At 65.4% G+C, this 17137-nt stretch carries 17 protein-coding genes; 2 read left to right on the forward strand and 15 right to left on the reverse strand.

All coding sequences use genetic code 11. The annotated features are described in order from the left end of the window. Window positions 1-93 precede the first annotated feature (93 nt). Complete coding sequence (locus ACVWYO_RS07795; RefSeq protein WP_457349618.1) at window positions 94-1746, reverse strand: hypothetical protein; 1653 nt, start codon at window positions 1744-1746, stop codon at window positions 94-96. A 269-nt stretch (window positions 1747-2015) separates the two neighbouring features. Between ACVWYO_RS07795 and ACVWYO_RS07800 the strand changes: the two genes are divergently transcribed. After that, window positions 2016-3284 (forward strand): glycosyltransferase family 2 protein, encoded by a 1269-nt coding sequence (locus ACVWYO_RS07800; protein ID WP_457349620.1) that lies wholly within the window; start codon window positions 2016-2018, stop codon window positions 3282-3284. Window positions 3285-3364: 80 nt separating this feature from the next. Here the strand turns inward: ACVWYO_RS07800 and ACVWYO_RS07805 are convergent, their stop codons facing one another. From ACVWYO_RS07805 to ACVWYO_RS07865, 13 genes are all read right to left on the reverse strand, one after another. After that, window positions 3365-4267, reverse strand: coding sequence for an NAD-dependent epimerase/dehydratase family protein (locus ACVWYO_RS07805; RefSeq protein WP_457349622.1), 903 nt, complete (start codon window positions 4265-4267; stop codon window positions 3365-3367). Beyond that, entirely contained in the window at window positions 4267-5490 is a 1224-nt protein-coding gene (locus tag ACVWYO_RS07810) for a class I SAM-dependent methyltransferase (protein ID WP_457349624.1), read from the reverse strand. Before ACVWYO_RS07810 ends, ACVWYO_RS07805 begins: the two co-directional genes overlap by 1 nt. A gap of 4 nt (window positions 5491-5494) precedes the next feature. Further along, window positions 5495-6046: a dTDP-4-dehydrorhamnose 3,5-epimerase family protein gene (locus ACVWYO_RS07815; protein ID WP_457349626.1), complete on the reverse strand. Its 552-nt coding sequence runs from the start codon at window positions 6044-6046 to the stop codon at window positions 5495-5497. After that, complete coding sequence (rfbG, locus tag ACVWYO_RS07820) at window positions 6043-7107, reverse strand: CDP-glucose 4,6-dehydratase (protein WP_457354911.1); 1065 nt, start codon at window positions 7105-7107, stop codon at window positions 6043-6045. Before rfbG ends, ACVWYO_RS07815 begins: the two co-directional genes overlap by 4 nt. Beyond that, window positions 7101-7871 (reverse strand): glucose-1-phosphate cytidylyltransferase, encoded by a 771-nt coding sequence (gene rfbF, locus ACVWYO_RS07825; RefSeq protein WP_457349628.1) that lies wholly within the window; start codon window positions 7869-7871, stop codon window positions 7101-7103. Before rfbF ends, rfbG begins: the two co-directional genes overlap by 7 nt. 75 nt (window positions 7872-7946) lie before the next feature. Further along, a complete protein-coding gene (locus ACVWYO_RS07830) occupies window positions 7947-8330 on the reverse strand; it encodes a GtrA family protein (RefSeq protein WP_457349629.1) in 384 nt (127 codons plus the stop codon). Beyond that, window positions 8327-8956, reverse strand: a complete 630-nt coding sequence (locus ACVWYO_RS07835) for a class I SAM-dependent methyltransferase (protein WP_457349631.1) — start codon at window positions 8954-8956, stop codon at window positions 8327-8329. The genes ACVWYO_RS07830 and ACVWYO_RS07835 overlap by 4 nt, the downstream gene beginning before the upstream one ends. 2 nt (window positions 8957-8958) lie before the next feature. After that, window positions 8959-9957 (reverse strand): glycosyltransferase, encoded by a 999-nt coding sequence (locus ACVWYO_RS07840; protein WP_457349633.1) that lies wholly within the window; start codon window positions 9955-9957, stop codon window positions 8959-8961. A 139-nt stretch (window positions 9958-10096) separates the two neighbouring features. After that, window positions 10097-11401, reverse strand: coding sequence for a nicotinate phosphoribosyltransferase (gene pncB, locus ACVWYO_RS07845; protein ID WP_457349635.1), 1305 nt, complete (start codon window positions 11399-11401; stop codon window positions 10097-10099). Further along, on the reverse strand, window positions 11398-12432 hold the full coding sequence (gene rsgA, locus ACVWYO_RS07850; protein ID WP_457349637.1) for a ribosome small subunit-dependent GTPase A: 1035 nt from the start codon (window positions 12430-12432) through the stop codon (window positions 11398-11400). The genes pncB and rsgA overlap by 4 nt, the downstream gene beginning before the upstream one ends. 7 nt (window positions 12433-12439) lie before the next feature. After that, window positions 12440-12604, reverse strand: a complete 165-nt coding sequence (locus tag ACVWYO_RS07855; RefSeq protein ID WP_457349639.1) for a hypothetical protein — start codon at window positions 12602-12604, stop codon at window positions 12440-12442. 458 nt (window positions 12605-13062) lie between these two features. After that, the gene (locus tag ACVWYO_RS07860) at window positions 13063-14256 is read right to left on the reverse strand and encodes an IS91 family transposase (RefSeq protein ID WP_457349641.1); all 1194 of its coding nucleotides are present in this window, start codon (window positions 14254-14256) and stop codon (window positions 13063-13065) included. Between the two features lie 7 nt (window positions 14257-14263). After that, window positions 14264-15169 carry a tyrosine-type recombinase/integrase gene (locus ACVWYO_RS07865; protein WP_457348793.1) on the reverse strand — a complete coding sequence of 302 codons (906 nt, stop codon included), beginning with the start codon at window positions 15167-15169 and terminating at the stop codon, window positions 14264-14266. Between ACVWYO_RS07865 and ACVWYO_RS07870 the strand changes: the two genes are divergently transcribed. Further along, window positions 15168-15485, forward strand: coding sequence for a hypothetical protein (locus ACVWYO_RS07870; protein WP_457349643.1), 318 nt, complete (start codon window positions 15168-15170; stop codon window positions 15483-15485). The two genes, ACVWYO_RS07865 and ACVWYO_RS07870, sit on opposite strands and share 2 nt — an antisense overlap. Here ACVWYO_RS07870 and ACVWYO_RS07875 read toward each other — a convergent pair. Further along, on the reverse strand, window positions 15445-17094 hold the full coding sequence (locus ACVWYO_RS07875) for a M20/M25/M40 family metallo-hydrolase (protein ID WP_457349645.1): 1650 nt from the start codon (window positions 17092-17094) through the stop codon (window positions 15445-15447). The genes ACVWYO_RS07870 and ACVWYO_RS07875 overlap by 41 nt on opposite strands. Window positions 17095-17137 lie beyond the last annotated feature (43 nt).

A 17137-nucleotide genomic window follows, 5' to 3' on the forward strand; every position in this document is an offset into this window, starting at 1 on the left:
AACGCCGCCGGCCCGATCGCACCGGTGCTGAACCTTCATCTGCAAAGAGGGGATAACGGCAGCGGTCTGCGGTCTTCCCGCGGCCGGTCGTCTTCACGGCTGCAGACATCTCTGTGTCCGAAAAAGATTTTTCATCGCATCAACCCGGCGATCTCTGCCGACAACATTGAGACCGAAGCCGAGTTTGTGCATTTCGGGCCATCCGACCACACTGACAGTGCCACGACGGCAGAGTGCCGCGGCCCTTTCGCCATTCAGTGCTTGGCTGGCCAAACGCAGCGGCCGATTGGTGAGGTCTGGGTCATTACGGACTTCGTCCACCGCATTGATCGCCCAGCGCCCGTCGGTGGTCGATTTCGCCGGTTCCGTATTCACCACCACAAAGTCGCTTTTCTGCGTGGCGATGAAACGATCGAGCTGGACGTGCGGGTCTGTGAACCACCGCGCATGGAGCATCAGTATCGGTATCGCGGCCACCAGTGTCAGCAGGCTCAAGACGAGGATCATGCCGTCGGTCCGCTGCGGCGCTTTTGCAGCGAGCTGCTGATAGCCGAGCCCTGCGAGCAGGGCGAAGCTGCCGAGATAGGGGTGCAGATAGCGATATCCCCAGCCGTGACCCTGATACGGTAGGGTGAACCCTAGGAAGAGCAGCCAGATCGCAATCCCGAGAAGCATCGGCGCGGCGAGTCCGCCACGCCGGGCAACGGGCACGACCGCCACCATGAGTGGCAGCAAGGCGAGATTTTGCCAGGCGATGAAGCGTAGCATGTTGAGCATCATCCACGACAGCGTCAGCGGATCGCGCCGCAGGAGCAGGGGCACAACCTTGTCGAGGAACCGGCTGCCGCTCGGATCGGGATGCGCGGATGCGCCGGTCCGCAACGCTGCAAGCATCGGAAACCCGATCCACCAGGCGGCGATCCCGCAATAGGCGGCGCAATACAGCAGGAACAACCGCCATCGGCCCAGCCGAAGTTGCCAGGCGATGAACGGCGCGACGAAGAACAGATGGAACACCAGCTGGTGCAGCCCGGTCGCGAGAAACCCGATCGCGATCGCGCCGGCATGACCCCACCGACCGCCACGCAGAAAAACGCACAGCCAGATCAGGTTCAAGGCCATATGGCCCGTCATCGCATATGTAGTCATCGCGTTGACGAGCATCTGACTCGACGTGAAATAGACAATCACCGTGACCCAGATCGCGCGCGAATCTGAGCCGAACAGGCGTTTGGCGATATCGAGCAGCGCCACCGCCCCGAGCACCACCAACACGGGATTGAACAACACCGGGTCTATGATCTTGGAAAAGGCCAGGCGCATCAGTGCGTTGACCGGCAGGTACCCGGACACCATTCCGGTTGGCAAATCGGCGTTCAATAGGAACGCCGGCACCAACGCACTGGCATAAGGCCGCCACTGCGGGGCTAGAGGGGCCGCGAGCCGACCCTTGTCATAGACCCGCATATCAAAGGCAACCATAAACTCGTCGGCCGACACCGGAAAATTGAAGAGAAGCGCGTAGGCACACCATCCGAGCAATAGTGCGACGATGATGCCGACGATTATAACGAGCCGCGCACTCGGCGCGCGATCCGGCAGGTGCCATGCCGGTGCCCAACGCTGCAGGACGAGGAGCAAGGGCGGCAGCGCCAGCAGGATGACGATATCTTGCGTCTGGACCTGGTACAGGGTGAAAAGATTGCCCGTCGCCGTCGCTGCGCGCGCGACCAGCGGGAGCAGCATCAGCGCGGCGAGATCCAGCGATCCAAGCGGTTTTGCCCGCTTCTTCCCGCCACCGTTCGTATCCTGCATCGCATTCCCTGAAACGGTGGCGTGGCTCCTCTATAAGGCTGAGCCGAAGGTCGCCTTTACCTTGTCCGAGCAGCGGTGGGTTAGTCAAATGTCGGCAGACGCGGTAGCGGCGCCGTTCTCGCCGCCGGCAGCCGGACCCGGTGGTAGCAGTTGATTAACCGTTACCCGCTAGCCCGATACCAGCGCAGCGGAGTCCCTACATGTTCGTGCAACGGTTCGACAGAACGTCTTCGCCCGGCGCCACGCCGCTTGCGATCTCCATTGTGATGCCATGCCTCGACGAGGCGATCAGCTTGCCGCACTGCATCGCCAACGCCCGCGACGCGCTGGACAGGATCGAGCGCCAGTTCGGGATCAGCGGCGAGATCCTTATCGCCGACAACGGCTCGACCGATGGCAGCCAGGCGATCGCGATCGCGTGCGGTGCGCGGGTCGTCGCCATTGCCGAACGCGGCTATGGTGCGGCGATCATCGGCGGCGGGCACGCCGCCTTCGGCGAATATCTCCTCATCGGCGATGCCGATGGCAGCTATGATTTTACCGACGGCGTCGCGATGATCGCTCGTCTCCTGGCGGGTGCCGACCTGTGCATGGGATCGCGCTTCGCTGGCGGCATCGCGCCCGGCGCGATGCCCTGGAAGAACCGCTATATCGGTAATCCTCTGCTAACCGGCGTGCTCAATCTGCTGTTCCGCTCGGGCATCGATGATGCGCATTGCGGTCTGCGCGCGATACGCCGCGACGTGTTCGTTGCGCTGGGCCTGACCGGGGCGGGCATGGAATTCGCCAGCGAAATGGTCGTCAAAGCCAGCCTGAAGCGAATCCGTATCGAACAGGCGCCGGCGACCCTGTCGGTGGATTTGCGCGACCGAGCGCCGCATCTGCGACCGTGGCGCGACGGGTGGCGGCATCTGCGCTATTTGCTGATGCTCAGCCCGACATGGCTGTTCGGTATTCCGGCCCTCGCGGCGATGGGCGTCGCGACGGTCATCCTGGCCGTGGCGCTCGCGCATATGCTCGGCCTCCTCGCCGGGACGGGTGCGTTCGGCACGAGCTGGTCGCTGGTTGCGGGATTCCTGTTCTGCATCGGCCACCTTTCGGCCGTCATGGCCGCCGCGACGCATCTTCACAGCGTCAACGAGGGGTATCGCCACATGCCGAAGGTCGTGCGCCGTCATGCCCGGGTGCTGACATTGGAAACGATGCTGATCACCGGTGTTTCGCTGCTCCTCGTATCGGGATGCGGGCTCGCGGCAGTCGCGCTGGAGTGGTCCAACGGCGACTTTGCCGCCCTGTCCACCCCGTTGCCGCTGATTCTCGCATGCGTGCTGGGCGCGACCGGCTTGCAGACGATCATCGGCGGCTTCCTGCTGGCCATCATCGCCGGGCACGAAGCGCGCTTCGTCGCGACGGCGCGCCAGGACGCGTTGGTCGCAAGCGCCGTCCCAATCGAACGGATAGCGGCATGACGATATGGATCGCGGCGATCGGCCTCGGCTGAGCGCTGAAGCCGGAGCGTTCGATCCCTAAACGTGGTCGCATGGCCGGGTTAGTCAGATGTCTGCGCCAAGACTCCAAAGCGCGCCACAGCGTCGGTCAAACCCGTTGCTAGCGTATACCGTGGGCGATACGCGGTCTCGGCGAGCAAACGGTGGATTGCGCCTTCGATCAGGGGGGGATCATCCGGACGGGTCGGCATTGCCCCATAGATGACGCGATCGGCCGACCCGGCGGCTTGCGTCGCGATCTCGACGAAGCGCCGGACGGTCGTGGCCTCTCCGCTCGCGACGTTCAGTACGCCTTCGACCGGTGCGACGAGAATCGCTACCAGCGCGGCCGCGACATCCTCGACGTGAATGAAATCGCGCCGCTGCGAGCCCTCAGATACCTTTGCAACGCCGCCGCGCCGCGCTGCTTCGAGCAGCGAGCCGAGCAATCGCTCAGGGCGCTCGCCTGGGCCGTAGGGAAAGAAGATACGCGCCCAGGCGAGCGAAAGACCAAGTCCGGGTGCTGCCGTGGCGAGCATGGTATGGAGGCTTGCTTTTGCCGTGCCGTAAAGCGTAGCCGGCAGGATCGGCGACGTGGCTTCCTCGAGCCGGCCCGAACCCGTCCAGTCATATTCCGCGCAGCTGCCCGCAACGACCGCCCGCTGACCGCCGCCGGCCGCAAAGGCGCGAACGAGGCCGATCGACGCCGCCACCCAATCAAGATTCTCGGATGCCCCCCAAAAGCCGGGCTTGGCCTCCCAGGCGAGATGGAGCAGATGGGTCGCGCCAATTGCCTGAATCACGCCGCGATCGACGCCGGCCAACAGATCGGCCGGATGATGGATGACCCCGGAGTGATCGACAGACGATCGCCCCAGCGCGTGGACCTCGGCGCCGGCCCGCAGCAATAGCGGCACCACCTCGCGGCCGACAAAGCCACTGCCACCGGTGAGAAGGACCCGCATCAGATCATCTGGAGACTGGGCACCGCTACCACGAAGCGGGCATCCCATTCCCGGGCATAGGCGAGTTGCGTAACGACCTCGTCGCGCAGGTTCCACGGTAGGATCAAGATGCGGTCCGGCCGGTCGGCACGCAATCGATCCTGGGTGACGATCGGAATCCGGCTACCGGGCATGTAGGATCCCGCCTTCGCTGGATTGAGGTCGACCACATAGGGAAGCAGGTCGGGGCGGATGCCGGCGAAGTTGAGCAAGGTGTTACCCTTCGCCGCAGCGCCATAGGCGCCGACCTTCAAACCGTTGCGCCGCGCATCCAGCAGGAACACAAGCAAGTCGTCCTTCACCGTTTCCGCGCAGCGCTGGAACGTCGCGTAGAACGCGGGCGTCGTGATGCCGGCGCTTTGCTCGGCCTGGAGCAATGTCGTCACGGCCGAGGTGACGGCATGAGGTCCGCCCGCCCGCTGCGAAAAGACGCGCAGACTGCCGCCATGGGTCGGAAGGCACTGGACGTCGAACACCGAAAGGCCGTTCGCCGCGAAAATCCGTTCGACCGCCGTCAGCGAGAGATAGGAATAATGCTCGTGATACGCCGTATCGAACTGGTTGCGGGAAACCATTTCCAGCAAATGGGGGAATTCGAAGGTGGCAACGCCGGCCGGCTTCAGCAACCGCGCGAAGCCGCCGACGAAATCATTGATGTCCGGCACGTGCGCCAGCACGTTATTGGCGATGATCAGGTCTGCATCGCGCCCTTCGGCGGCCAGTTTCTCGCCGAGCGGGACGCCGAAGAAGTCCTCGACAATTTCGATGCCGCGCGCGCGCGCGGCCGTCGCCGTGCTGGCGGTCGGCTCGATGCCGTAGGTGGGGATGCCGGCGTCGCGGACATATTGCAGGAGATAGCCGTCATTGGCGGCGACCTCGACCACGCACGACGCCGCGTCGAGGCCGAGACGGGCGGTCATCTCGGTGACATACCGCCTCGAATGCTCCAGCCAGCTTTGGGAGAAGGAACTGAAATAGGCGTAGTCGGCGGTGAACAATGCGTCGCGGCTGGCGAAATCGACGGTCTGCACCAACCAACAGGCATGGCACACCAGCAGACGCAGCGGGAACCACGTCTCGGGCGCGTCGAGCTGATCCGCGGCAAGATAGGCATTGGACGGCGGCGCACTGCCGAGGTCAAGGAAGGGCGCCTGCAAAGGTGCGGCGCAGTGGCGACATTTCACAGCATCACTTCCCAAAATCGTCTGTTAGCATCGGCCGCAAGCGATCGCGGTCAGACATGATCGTGATCTCCCTGGGCCACGGTATCGCAAGGCGTCGGTCGAGCGGATTGAGGCCGTCTTCCGCTTCGGGAACATGGCGCGCCGAATGGAAATAGAGCAGATCGACCGTGTCGGTGAGCGTTTGGAAGCCGTGCGCAAAGCCCGGCGGAATCAGCATTGCGGTATGGTTGTCCGCCGACAATTCGGCCGAAACCGAGGTCAGAAAGGTGGGAGAACCGGCTCGCATGTCGGTCGCGACGTCCCACACCGCGCCGGCTAGACACAGCACCAGCTTGGTCTCCGCATGCGGCGCGCGTTGGAAATGCATGCCGCGAACCGTGCCGGCGTGCTCGGTCCGGCTGTGGTTCGCCTGGCGCATCGGCCCCGTCCAGCCGGCCGCCATCAGATCATCGTCGCAGAACACGCGTGTGAAGGCGCCCCGCGGATCCCCAACCGGATGTCGAACGACCCGGCGCGGCCCTCCAGGCATCAGTTCGGTAACGCTAAAACGGCTCATCGCGCTGCCCAGAATGCCGCAATGTCCGAGTCGCACAGCGCACGGGCATCGATGCCGTGATGCAGATCGCGGTACCAGCCCATCGTGCGACCGACCGCCTCCTCCAATGTCCAGCGTGGCACGATGCCCAGCGCGGCGCGCGCTCTGGCGATCTCCAGACTCAGCCAGCCGGCTTCGTGCGGTCCCGGCTCGACCGCACCGAAGCGCGCTTCGCCGCGACCATAGGCCGCCCGGGCGAGATCAACGACCGTCCGCACCGTCGCGGCGTCGCCGGTCTCCGGGCCAAAGTTATAGGCGCCGGCCAAAGCGGGGCGCTGCCACAGGGCCTCTGCCAGCTGCAGATAGGCATGGACCGCCTCGAGTACGTGCTGCCATGGACGGACCGCGTCGGGGCGGCGCACGTCCAGAACGGCGCCTGCCTGCCAATGCCGCACCGCATCGGGCAACAGGCGGTCGCCCGACCAGTCCCCGCCGCCAATGACGTTGCCCGCACGCGCTGTTGCGACGGCGATGCCGGCGCCCGCCAGATAGCTGTCTCGGTAGCTTGCGGTAACAATCTCGGCGGACGCCTTGCTGGCGCTGTAGGGGTCGTGCCCGCCCAGCGCATCGGTTTCCCGATAGGGATAGGGGTGCTCCAGATTGCGGTACACTTTGTCGGTGGTGACGACGACGATCACGCGCAGGCCGGTGCTGTCGCGGCAAGCCTCGAGAAGATGGGCGGTGCCCATCACATTCGTGGCGAAGGTCGCGAGCGGATCGGCGTAGCTTGCGCGAACCAGCGGCTGGGCGGCCAGGTGCAGGACGATTTCGGGGCAAGCGGCGCGCACCGCATCGGCAACGCCGGCGCGATCGCGGAGGTCGCATTCGCGATGCGTGAGGCCATCCGCGATCCGGGCTAGCGAGAACAGGTCGGGAGTCGTCGAGGGTGCCAGCGCGAGCCCCGTTACCTCGGCTCCAAGCTGGGCGAGCCGGATCGCGACCCAGCCACCCTTGAAGCCGGTATGGCCGGTGAGCAGAACCCGACGACCACGCCAGAAGGACGGGTCGGGCATCATCACCATGTCCGCCACGGCGCCCGCCCGGTAGCCCACATCTCCTCGAGCTGCTGCTTTTCGCGCATCGTATCCATCGGTTGCCAGAAGCCATCGTGCGCATAGGCCAACAGCTCGCCCTTGGCGGCCAGCGTCTCGAGCGGAGCGGCCTCCCAGGTCGTCGCATCGTCGGCGATTTCGGAGATGACGCTGGGGTTGAGAACGAAGAAGCCGCCGTTGATCATGCCCCCGTCGCCACGCGGCTTTTCCGCAAAGCCCATGACCTGGTCGCCGGTCGTCTTCAGCGCGCCGTATCGACCCGCCGGCTTTACCGCCGTGATCGTCGCAGCCTTGCCATGTGCCTTGTGAAACGCGATCGAGGCGGTGATATCGATGTCGGCGACACCATCGCCATAGGTGAAGCAGAACGCCTCCTCATCGCGGACATGGTCTGCGACGCGGCGCAAGCGCCCGCCGGTCATCGTCGCTTCGCCAGTATCGACCAAGGTTATCCGCCAGGGCTCGGCGCGGCGGTTCGAATAGGTGGTCTCGTTGCGTGCTAGGTCGATCGTGAGATCGGAAACATGCGACATGTAGTTCAGGAAATATTCCTTGATGATATAGCCCTTGTACCCGCAGCAGATCACGAAATCATTGATCCCGTGGGCGGAATAGATCTTCATGATGTGCCACAGGATCGGCTTGCCGCCGATCTCCACCATCGGTTTCGGGCGGAGATGGGTTTCTTCCGAAATGCGCGTCCCCAGACCGCCGGCGAGGATTACAGCCTTCATACAAAACTCCCCGCCCGATGTCGGCGTTTCGATACAGGACGATGGCCTGCGATGCTACTCCCGGACCGCCAATGGCTATCGACCGTGGAGTATAGCCCAGCGTGCCGACGTAAAATTCCACAGGAACAACAGGACAGTGGCGACCGGCGTCGCGACCATCACCGGCACGCGCAGCCCCGAGCAGAGTAGCACCATCAGCATCATCGAGCCCAGGAACCCGATGAGCGCGGTAAGCAAAAAGCGCTGCAGTCGAATCCAAGATCGCGCTTTCTCGAAGGTGAAGATGCTGTGGATTACGTAACCGACCGGCGTTGTAATGCAGAAGGAGAGGATCAGCATGACGGGGTACCCGACGCCGAGCTGCGTACCGCAGATCATGATAATATTGTGCAACAGTGCGCAGATGCCCCCCCCTGCCAAATAGCGGGAGGATTGCCACTGGATCGCTTGCCAGATCACGCGCGTGCCAGCATCGCGAAGTTGTTGCGCCAGGGTCGCACGCGCGCCTCCGCCACGATCGGTGAACGGCCGAACGCCTCGGCGAGCATGGCGTCGGCATCGGACTTGTAGAGATAGTGGACGTGGTCACCGGTCAGCCATCGATCGCCGGCGTGGCAGAGCCAGTGGATCGGTGTGGCCGTCCGCTCCCAATCCTTGAAAATCAGCGATCCTTCGGGGGCCACAGTTCGCCGCACCGCCGCCAGCAGTTCACGGCGCATCGCCGTCGGAACATGATGGATCACGTCGGACAGGATGACGAGATCGAACTGCCCCGGCTGCTCCAGCGCGACCGCCTGAACGGTCTTCTCCTCGAACGAAACGCGATCCCGGCATCCGCGAAACAAGCGTCCGGCATTGGGCGTCACGTCGATCGCCGTGATTTCGGCGTCGGGGTACAGTTGCACCAGCCGTTCGGTAACGGCACCTTCGCCGCATCCCACCTCGAGGATCCTGCGCGCCTGCGGCACCCATGCGCCGATCTGACGGCAATATGCGTCGATATCGATGAACACCGACCGATAGAGCGCGGCGACGAGATGTTCGTGCCGACCGAACATGCGGCGCACCGTGGGCCCGATCGGCATCGTCACAGCACTCCTGCGGATTTCGCGCGAAGGCGCGGCAGCGCGCGCTCGATGATGCGCGATCGATGAATGTAGCGTCCGGCGCCGACGGGCCCGAGCAGAAGCACCGACAGCAGCGCTTCCCCGAGAGCGCGCAACCGACCGTTCGCAACGTCGGCGAGCGCCGAATTTACGGCGATCGAGGCATTGGCGAGCCGGCGCACCTGTGCGCGACGGCTCGCCGGAATAGCGGCGATGTGACGCTCAACGACGATGCGGTGCTGCGCCTTGAAATTGCTCGCCTCGCGGCTGCCGGTCGTGGTGGCGGACGACCCGTGGATGCGAAAGGCGGCGGTGACGGTGTCGTGATAGAGGACCTCGCCATGCAGTGCGAGCTTGATCCACAGATCCCAGTCACCGGTGTACCAGAGATCAAGGTCGAGACCGCCGCAGGCAAGCCAGGCGTCGCGGCGGATGACCGGGCTCGCCACCGCGACGAAATTCTGCACGAGCAGCTTTTCGAGGAGTGCGGTCCGCTCGACCGGTTCTTCGCGGTCAGCCAGCGGACAACGCCAGATACCGCGAACCTTGTCGTCTTTGTCGATGATAGCGGTCGGCGCGAGGTGCAGCGCCGCGTCCGGCCGCCCCATGATCCAGCCCCGCACTGCCGCCGTCCTGCCAGGCAACCACAGATCGTCCTGGCATAGCCATGTGACATGCCGAGCGGAGGCATGGCGGACACCAAGATTGGTTTTGGGCGAGCAGCCGTCTATGCCGTTGGGATCGACAAACCGAAAGTTCAGCCGGTCCGCGAAGCTTTGGATAATGGACATCGATCCGTCATCGGGGCTGCTGTCGATGACGACCACCTCGATGCCAGGATCAGGATCGGCGGCGATCGAAGACAGCGTCCGTTCCAGCCATTCCTCCCCGCGATACACGGGCAGAATGACCGAGAGCCAAGGCCGAGTTTGGGTTTGCTCAGCCTGGGATGCTTGCATAAGATCCAGAGCTGGAAGCATTTTCGCGTCGTCCCGAATGGTGCACGCCGTTTCTACAGACTGATAGTTAACGAAATCCCTAGGGGTGTGCCTCGCCGAACGGCGATGACGATGGCGGTCGCTGCAGGGAGCTTCCGACGGCGGATCGCGCGCCGGCGCATCAAACCGACACGGCCTGCTCCGACCTGCCACCTTCGCCGAAAATGCGCAGATAGCGCGCGATCTCGGCGGGATCGCCGGTTGCTTTGGCCGGATTATCGGACAGCTTCACCGCCGGCCGGCCATTGGCGCGCGTCACCTTGGCGACCAGCGAGATCGGTTCCAGGCCATGGCCGTCTGCTGGATCGCAGCCGCGAAAGTCGTTGGTCAGGTTGGTCCCCCACCCAAAGCTCATCCGCACGCGGCCGTGAAAGTGCCGATAGGTCTCGGTGATCGTATTGACGTCCATTCCGTCGGAAAAGACCAACAGCTTGCACGTCGGGTCACGCCCCTGCGCCTGCCACCACGCGATGATCTGCTCGCCGCCGGCGATCGGGGGCATGCTGTCGGGGCGGAAGCCGGTCCAGTCGGCGAGCCAGTCCGGCGCATCGCGCAGGAAGGCGGTCGTACCGAACGCGTCGGGGAGCGCGATCCGCAGATTGCCGTCATAATGCGCCTGCCATTCCGCGAGCACGCGGTACGGCGCGCTGGCGACCCCGGCATCGTCGTCGGCGAGCGCGGCCAGCACCATCGGCAGTTCGTGTGCGTTGGTGCCGATCGCCTCGAGATCGTTGTCCATCGCGAGCAGCACGTTCGAGCTGCCGATGAAGCGCGACCCCAGCCCTTCCTTCAGCGCCTCGACGCACCAGCGTTGCCATAGAAAGCCGTGCCGCCGCCGCGTGCCGAAATCGGAGAGGACGAGGTCGGGCAAGTCGCGCAGCCGCTCGACCTTGTCCCACAGCTTCGCCTTTGCGCGCGCGTAGAGGATGTCGAGCTCGAAGCGTCCCTTGCCCTTCAGCGCGGCGCGCGATCGCAGTTCGTTGACGATCGCCAGCGCCGGGATCTCCCACATCGTGGTATGGGCCCAGGGACCGGCGAAGGTCAGCTCGAACTGACCCTCGACGGTGCGCAATTCATATTCGGGCAGCTGGAAATCGGCGAGCCAGGCAATGAAGTCGGGCGCGAACATGCGCTCGCGGCCGTAGAAGCTGTTGCCGGCGAGCCAGATCAGCTCCTTCTTGGAAAAGCGTACGGCGCGCGCGTGGTCAAGCTGCTCGCGCAACTCGCGCTCGTCGATCACCTCGGCCAGGCGCACGCTCTTGCTGCGGTTGATCAGCGAGAAGGTCGCCTCGACGTCGCCGTGCAGGTGGCGGATCATCTGCAGCATCAGCAATTTGTAGAAATCGGTATCGAGCAGGCTCCGCACGATCGGGTCGAGCCGCCAGCCATGATCATACGTGCGGGTGGCGATGTCGGTGACGGTCATCGCCTGCTTGCGGCGTTTCCAGGGCGGGAGCGGCGCGCGGCCGCGGCACCGCTGTTCACCGTATCCTCGTGCGCGAGCTTGCGCCAACGCGCGACGCGCGCGGGATCGAGCTCTCCTGCCGCCATCGCCGCGTTGATGGCGCATCCGGGTTCCGCGACATGCGTGCAGTTCGAGAACCGGCACTCGAGCGCCACGTTCGTGACATCGTCGAAGACCTCGGTCACCCCGCTGCTCACTTCGGACATCTGCAGCTCGCGCATGCCGGGCGTGTCTACGAGCCAGCCCCCCTCCTGCGCGCCACTGGCGAGGCGATACATCTCGCGGACCGTCGTCGTGTGACGGCCCTTGCCGTCGTCCTCGCGGACGGCCTGCGTGGCGATGTCGCTCGATCCCGTCAGCGTCTTGACGAGTGTGGACTTGCCAACACCCGACGATCCCACCAGCGCGACCGTCTGTCCGACGCCGCAATAGTCGACCAAGTGGGCGGCGCTCGCCGGATCGCGCCCGTCGACCAGTTCGACCCGCAGCCCCGACTGAAGCGCGCGCGCTGCATCGACCAACAGCTCGGGCTCGGGCGATAGATCGGCTTTGGTGAGGACTACGACCGGGCGAACGCCCACCTCGCGCGCGAGCACGAGATAGCGTTCCAACCGCGCGACGTTGAAGTCGTGCTTGCAAGACGTGACGATGAAGAGCGTGTCGACATTCGCGGCGATGAGCTGCACCCGGCGCTCATCGCCGGGGGCGGGCCGCTTGAAAAGACTGGTCCGTTCTAGGATGCGCACGATGGTCCGGCTGTTCGGATCGACCAGCAGCCAGTCGCCCACGGTCGGCCGGTCCTCCGCGCCACCTGCCACGGGCAGGCTGGAGGGGATCGATTCCTCGAACCCTTCGCCCGAAACGGTCACCCGTCCACGATGCACCGAGATCACCCGGGCCGGCTGCACGCTGCAGCGCTCCTCGGGGGAAAGCTGTTCGCTGAAGAACGCCTTCCAGCCGAGCTGCGCGAGACTGAGATCGGACGTTTCCACCGTAGCGTCAGCCGTCCTGCGGACGGCCTGATTCACCCGCATCCGGCGTCTGCTGCTCGACAGCCCGCTTGTCCGCCTTGGCCTGAGCCTTCTTCGCAGTCTCAGCCGCTTTGGTCTTTTCCCGCTCGCGGCGCTCGAAGTCGTAATTTGTCTTGCGTGGTATGTCGGTCACTCCGAAGCGCGTTGGCCCGGCATGAGCAAAGCGCTCGCCCCGGGACTCTTGCTCTTGCGGATACACGGATCCGTTGGTCGCGACTAGGGTCAGGGCGTGGGCACGCGTGAGTGCTGGTCCAGAAACAGTCGCTCCATCGACCCGCACCAGAGCGGGATTTGTGAAGGAAATCGGATGCCGTGAGGCGTACGATTTCCTCCAATGCAGGAAGCCGCGGGCCGCGCGCGGTGCCTATGGGGATTTCGAGTTTGGCCCGGTTGTGCGGCGCGTGTGACGGCTGCCGAGGCGCGTATCGGCGGCCGAGATCATGGTCCCGAGGGGCGGTGTCCGGGGTGCATCTTGCCCATGATCGCAGGTTGAAGGTGCCGCTGATGCAGTCGGTGATGTTGCCAGCACGAGCGGCAGCATCGCCGGAACCGCAAGACCTGCGTGGCGGGATGAAGTTGAGCCATGCGGGGTCATGGCGTGGTCGTCCCGGTCGATGCAGTGCCCTGCGGCGGTGCGCGCGGCTGCCGCCAGCGTTCGAAGGTCTCTATGACGACCATGTGCCCGCCGCAGCATGGACATGGCGGTCGAACGTCTTCCGGCCCGGTCGGCGCATCGGTGCTGGCCGGCGGTGCAACGCCAAGTAGCTCACGGATCCGCTCGAGCTGCCCCTTGCGGGTGGTGCCGGCGAGCAGGCCGTAGTGACGGATGCGGTGGAAGCCTTTTGGCAGGACATGGAGCAGGAAGCGGCGGATGAACTCATCGGCCGCGAGCGTCATGGTCTGCTGGCGGTCGGCTCCGTCTCGGCGGTAATCCTTGTAGCGGAACGTCACGCCGGTATCGTCGAAGCGCAGCAGCCGGCCGTTCGAGATCGCCACCCGGTGGGTGTAGCGCGACAGATAGGCGAGCACCGCCTCTGGTCCCGCGAACGGTGCTTTGGCGTAGACGACCCAGTTCTTCTTCCGGACCGGCGACAGGTGGCGCAGGAACGCACGCCGGTCGGCGAGATGGCCCATGCTTCCGAAGAAGCCGAGCCGCCCGGTGTCGCGCAGCGCCATCAGTCGGGTGAGGAACAGGCGGCGGAACAGCTTGCCGAGCACGCGCACCGGCAAGAGGAACGCCGGGCGCGACGACACCCAGCGGCTGCCGTCGGGCGACAGCCCGCCGCCCGGCACAATCATGTGGATGTGCGGGTGATGGGTCATCGCCGATCCCCACGTATGCAGCACCGCGGTGATGCCGATGCGTGCGCCAAGATGCTTGGGGTCGGCGGCGATGGTGGTCATCGTCTCGGACGCCGCCTGGAACAGCAGGCCGTATAGCGCGGCCTTGTTCTGGAAGGCGATATCGGCGACCTCGGCCGGCAGCGTGAACACGACATGGAAGTAACCGACCGGGAGCAGGTCGGCCTCACGCTCGGCCAGCCAGGCGCGCGCGGCGGCACCCTGGCACCGCGGGCAGTGTCGGTTGCGGCAGCTGTTATAGGCCACCCGCCAATGCCCGCAGTCGGTGCAGGCTTCGACGTGACCGCCCATGACGGCGGTACGGCAATGTTCGATCGCCGACATGACCTTCAGCTGGTGCAGGCTCAGGTGCCCCGCATGCGCCGTTCGATATGCGGGACCAGCGCCGCGAAAGATGTTGGCGACCTCGAGGGAGGTCCGCACGAGGGCGTCAACCGGGCGGCGTCTTGCCCTCCATGAGCGCCATCAGCCGGTCGAGCGGGCTGGTCACGGCGCGGATCGTGCGCGTTGCGACCTTGGTGTAGAGCGCGGTCGTCTCGAGCTTGCTGTGCCCGAGCAGCACCTGGATCACGCGGATATCGACGTCCTGTTCGAGCAGGTGAGTGGCGAAGCTGTGCCGCAGCGTGTGCGGGCTGACGCGCTTTCGAATCCCCGCCGCCTCGGCCGCCTCGCAGACCGCGCGGTGCAGTTGCCGGGTCGAGATCGGGTCGGTGTAGCTGCGCCCTGGAAAGAGCCAGCCGTGCGGCAGAAGGACACTGCGCCGCTTGCCTTCGCGCCACCACAGCCGCAGCAGCTCGAGCAGCTGCGGCGACAGCATGGCGTTACGATCCTTGCGGCCCTTGCCCTCCTCGATCCGGATCAGCATCCGCTTGCTGTCGATATCGTCGGCCTTGAGGTGCGCGACCTCCGACACGCGCAGGCCAGCGCCATAGGCCACGCCCAGCGCCGCCCGGTACTTGATGCCCGGTGCCGCCTCGAGCAGCCGTCCCACCTCATCGACGCTCAGCACGTCGGGCAGCTTCCTGGGACGACGCGCCAGCACCAGCCGCCGCGACAGGTCGGGTCGCTCGAGCGTCACGTCGAACAGGAAGCGCAGTGCCGATACCGAGCCGTTGATCGTGGACTCTCCGACACCCTGCTCGCGTTGGTGAAGCTGGAAGCGGCGCACATCCTCGGCGGTCGCGGTATCGGGCGAGCGCCCGAGGAAAGCCGCGAAGGCGCGGACGTGGCGGATATAATCATGCTGGGTCCGCGACCGCATCGCGCGCATCGCCATGTCGTCGAGCATCCGCTGACGCAGCGGGGTGACGGGTCGTTCGATCGGTACAATCGCCATGATCAAGTTCCTTTGGTTGAAGGAACTCCATCGTCTGCCGCCGCTGCCGCCGGGCCAAACCTCACCGCAAAGGCGCTACCTCACCACCAACACCAATGCCGCGCAGCGGCTTCGTGCATTGATCGCAGAGCGGACCACGGCACAGACCTCCGGCGCGCATCCCCTGCCCCCCGAAAGCGGCCGTTTGGTAATCGGACTGACACCGGTACTCGGCGAGCTCGGCGGCGCATGGGTTCGGCGAGCAGGCAAAGCGCCTCAGCGGATCTGCGCTCCGCTTATTTCCGTATCCCCGCGCTTTGATCGCGGATCGCCTTGAACTCGGAGGTCGCTTTCCAGCTCGGCCAGGTCGACGCGTTCGCCACCTCGCGGCCGATCGTCAGCATCAGGTCGATGTCCTGCTTGGCGCCCGCAAGGTTCCAGTCGGGCGACCAGGCGTCGCACGCCTGGTGGTAGCATTTACCCGTATAGGCATCGATCCACGCCTGCCCCGCAGCGGCCCCGCCCTGTTCCAGGTCGGAAGCGCCGGCGATCCCCATCTGCAGCAGGACCGGAACGCCGCGCTTGGCCAGGCTGAAATGATCGGCGCGGTAGAACAGCCCGCGCTCGGGCAGACCCTCGGGCGTCACCCGGCGCCCCTGCGTCGCGGCGACGCGCGCCATGTCGTCCTGCAAGCTGTCCTGCCCGACGCCGACCGGGATCGCGTCCTTCGCCTTGCCCGCGGTTTGCAGGATATCGATCGTCAGATTGGCGGCGGTCTTTTCGAGCGGATAGGCGGGATGGGTCGCATAATATTCCGACCCGAGCAGCCCGCGCTCCTCGGCGGTCCACAGCGCGAAGGCGATCGTCCGCCGCGGCGCGGGCTCGGCCTTGAGGATCCGCGCGATCTCGAGCAGCGCCGCGACGCCGAGGGCGTCGTCATTGGCACCGCGCCGGATCGTCTGGCTATCCTTATCCGGCGCGCCGACGCCATACGCGTCCCAATGCGCGCCGAACATCACCGTCTGGTCGGGCGCCGCCGTACCGGGAATGCGCGCGAGCACATTGTGGCTTTCGACGATCGCATGCTCGACGGCGATCGCGGCAGAAAAGCGTGCGCCCTTCAGCACGACCGGGGTGAAACGCTTCTGCCGCGCGGCCGTGCGCAGCGCCGAAAGATCGAGCCCGGCGCTCGTGAACAGCGCGCTAGCGGCGTCGCCCTTGATCCACCCCTGCAGCCGCAGGCTGGTGATCGTGTCCGGCGCGCGCGCGATGTCATACGCTTCGCCCTGGCCGGAGACCACGACGTTCCAGCCATAGCCCGCGCCAGCGGTATCGTGGATGATCAGCGCACCGATCGCGCCGCGCCGTGCCAGTTCCTCGAACTTGTAGGTCCAGCGCCCGTAATAGGTCATCGTCCGGCCGCCGAACTTGCCAAGCGCGTCGTCGCCCTGCACCGCCTCGAAATCGGGATCGTTGACCAGCACGACGGCGACCTTGCCGTGGAGATCGACACCCTTGAAATCGTCCCAGCCGCGTTCCGGCGCGCTGACGCCGTACCCGACGAAGACGAGCGGGGCCGCGTCGATTACGGCCTGGTCCTTGGGTTGCAGCGACCAGACATAGGCTTGCTCGCCACGCGTCCAGCGCTGCTGCTGCCCGCCGACCGCCACGCCAAAGCGCGTGGTGTCGCCCAGCTTGGTCCGCAACAAGGGGACGGTCTGCGTCCATGTCCCATCGGCAGCCCCGGGCTCAAGCCCGAGTGCGGCGAAGCGCTTGACGAGATACGCGATCGTCACCGCCTCGCCCGGTCCGCCGGGCGCGCGGCCCTGGAACGCGTCCGACGACAGATCCTGCACGCTCTTGGTGATCGCGACCGGATCGACCCCCTGCGCCAGCGCAGGGCTCGCCGCGGCGAGCAGCGCGAGAATCGAAAGCGTTTTCAACATCGGAAGAGTCCCTGGCGGCCGGGACGATCGCCCCGGCGTGTAG

It is taken from the genome of Sphingomonas sp. UYP23, from assembly GCF_054059235.1.

Bases quoted from the DNA above. Each gene is read 5' to 3' on its own strand.
- ACVWYO_RS07795 (WP_457349618.1), bottom strand. From the start codon at position 1,746: ATGCTGCTCCCGCTGGTCGCGCGCGCAGCGACGGCGACGGGCAATCTT.
- ACVWYO_RS07800 (WP_457349620.1), top strand. From the start codon at position 2,016: ATGTTCGTGCAACGGTTCGACAGAACGTCTTCGCCCGGCGCCACGCCG.
- ACVWYO_RS07805 (WP_457349622.1), bottom strand. From the start codon at position 4,267: ATGCGGGTCCTTCTCACCGGTGGCAGTGGCTTTGTCGGCCGCGAGGTG.
- ACVWYO_RS07815 (WP_457349626.1), bottom strand. From the start codon at position 6,046: ATGAGCCGTTTTAGCGTTACCGAACTGATGCCTGGAGGGCCGCGCCGG.
- rfbG (WP_457354911.1), bottom strand. From the start codon at position 7,107: ATGGTGATGATGCCCGACCCGTCCTTCTGGCGTGGTCGTCGGGTTCTG.
- rfbF (WP_457349628.1), bottom strand. From the start codon at position 7,871: ATGAAGGCTGTAATCCTCGCCGGCGGTCTGGGGACGCGCATTTCGGAA.
- ACVWYO_RS07835 (WP_457349631.1), bottom strand. From the start codon at position 8,956: ATGCCGATCGGGCCCACGGTGCGCCGCATGTTCGGTCGGCACGAACAT.
- ACVWYO_RS07840 (WP_457349633.1), bottom strand. From the start codon at position 9,957: ATGCTTCCAGCTCTGGATCTTATGCAAGCATCCCAGGCTGAGCAAACC.
- pncB (WP_457349635.1), bottom strand. From the start codon at position 11,401: ATGACCGTCACCGACATCGCCACCCGCACGTATGATCATGGCTGGCGG.
- ACVWYO_RS07870 (WP_457349643.1), top strand. From the start codon at position 15,168: ATGATCAAGTTCCTTTGGTTGAAGGAACTCCATCGTCTGCCGCCGCTG.
- ACVWYO_RS07865 (WP_457348793.1), bottom strand. From the start codon at position 15,169: ATGGCGATTGTACCGATCGAACGACCCGTCACCCCGCTGCGTCAGCGG.
- ACVWYO_RS07875 (WP_457349645.1), bottom strand. From the start codon at position 17,094: ATGTTGAAAACGCTTTCGATTCTCGCGCTGCTCGCCGCGGCGAGCCCT.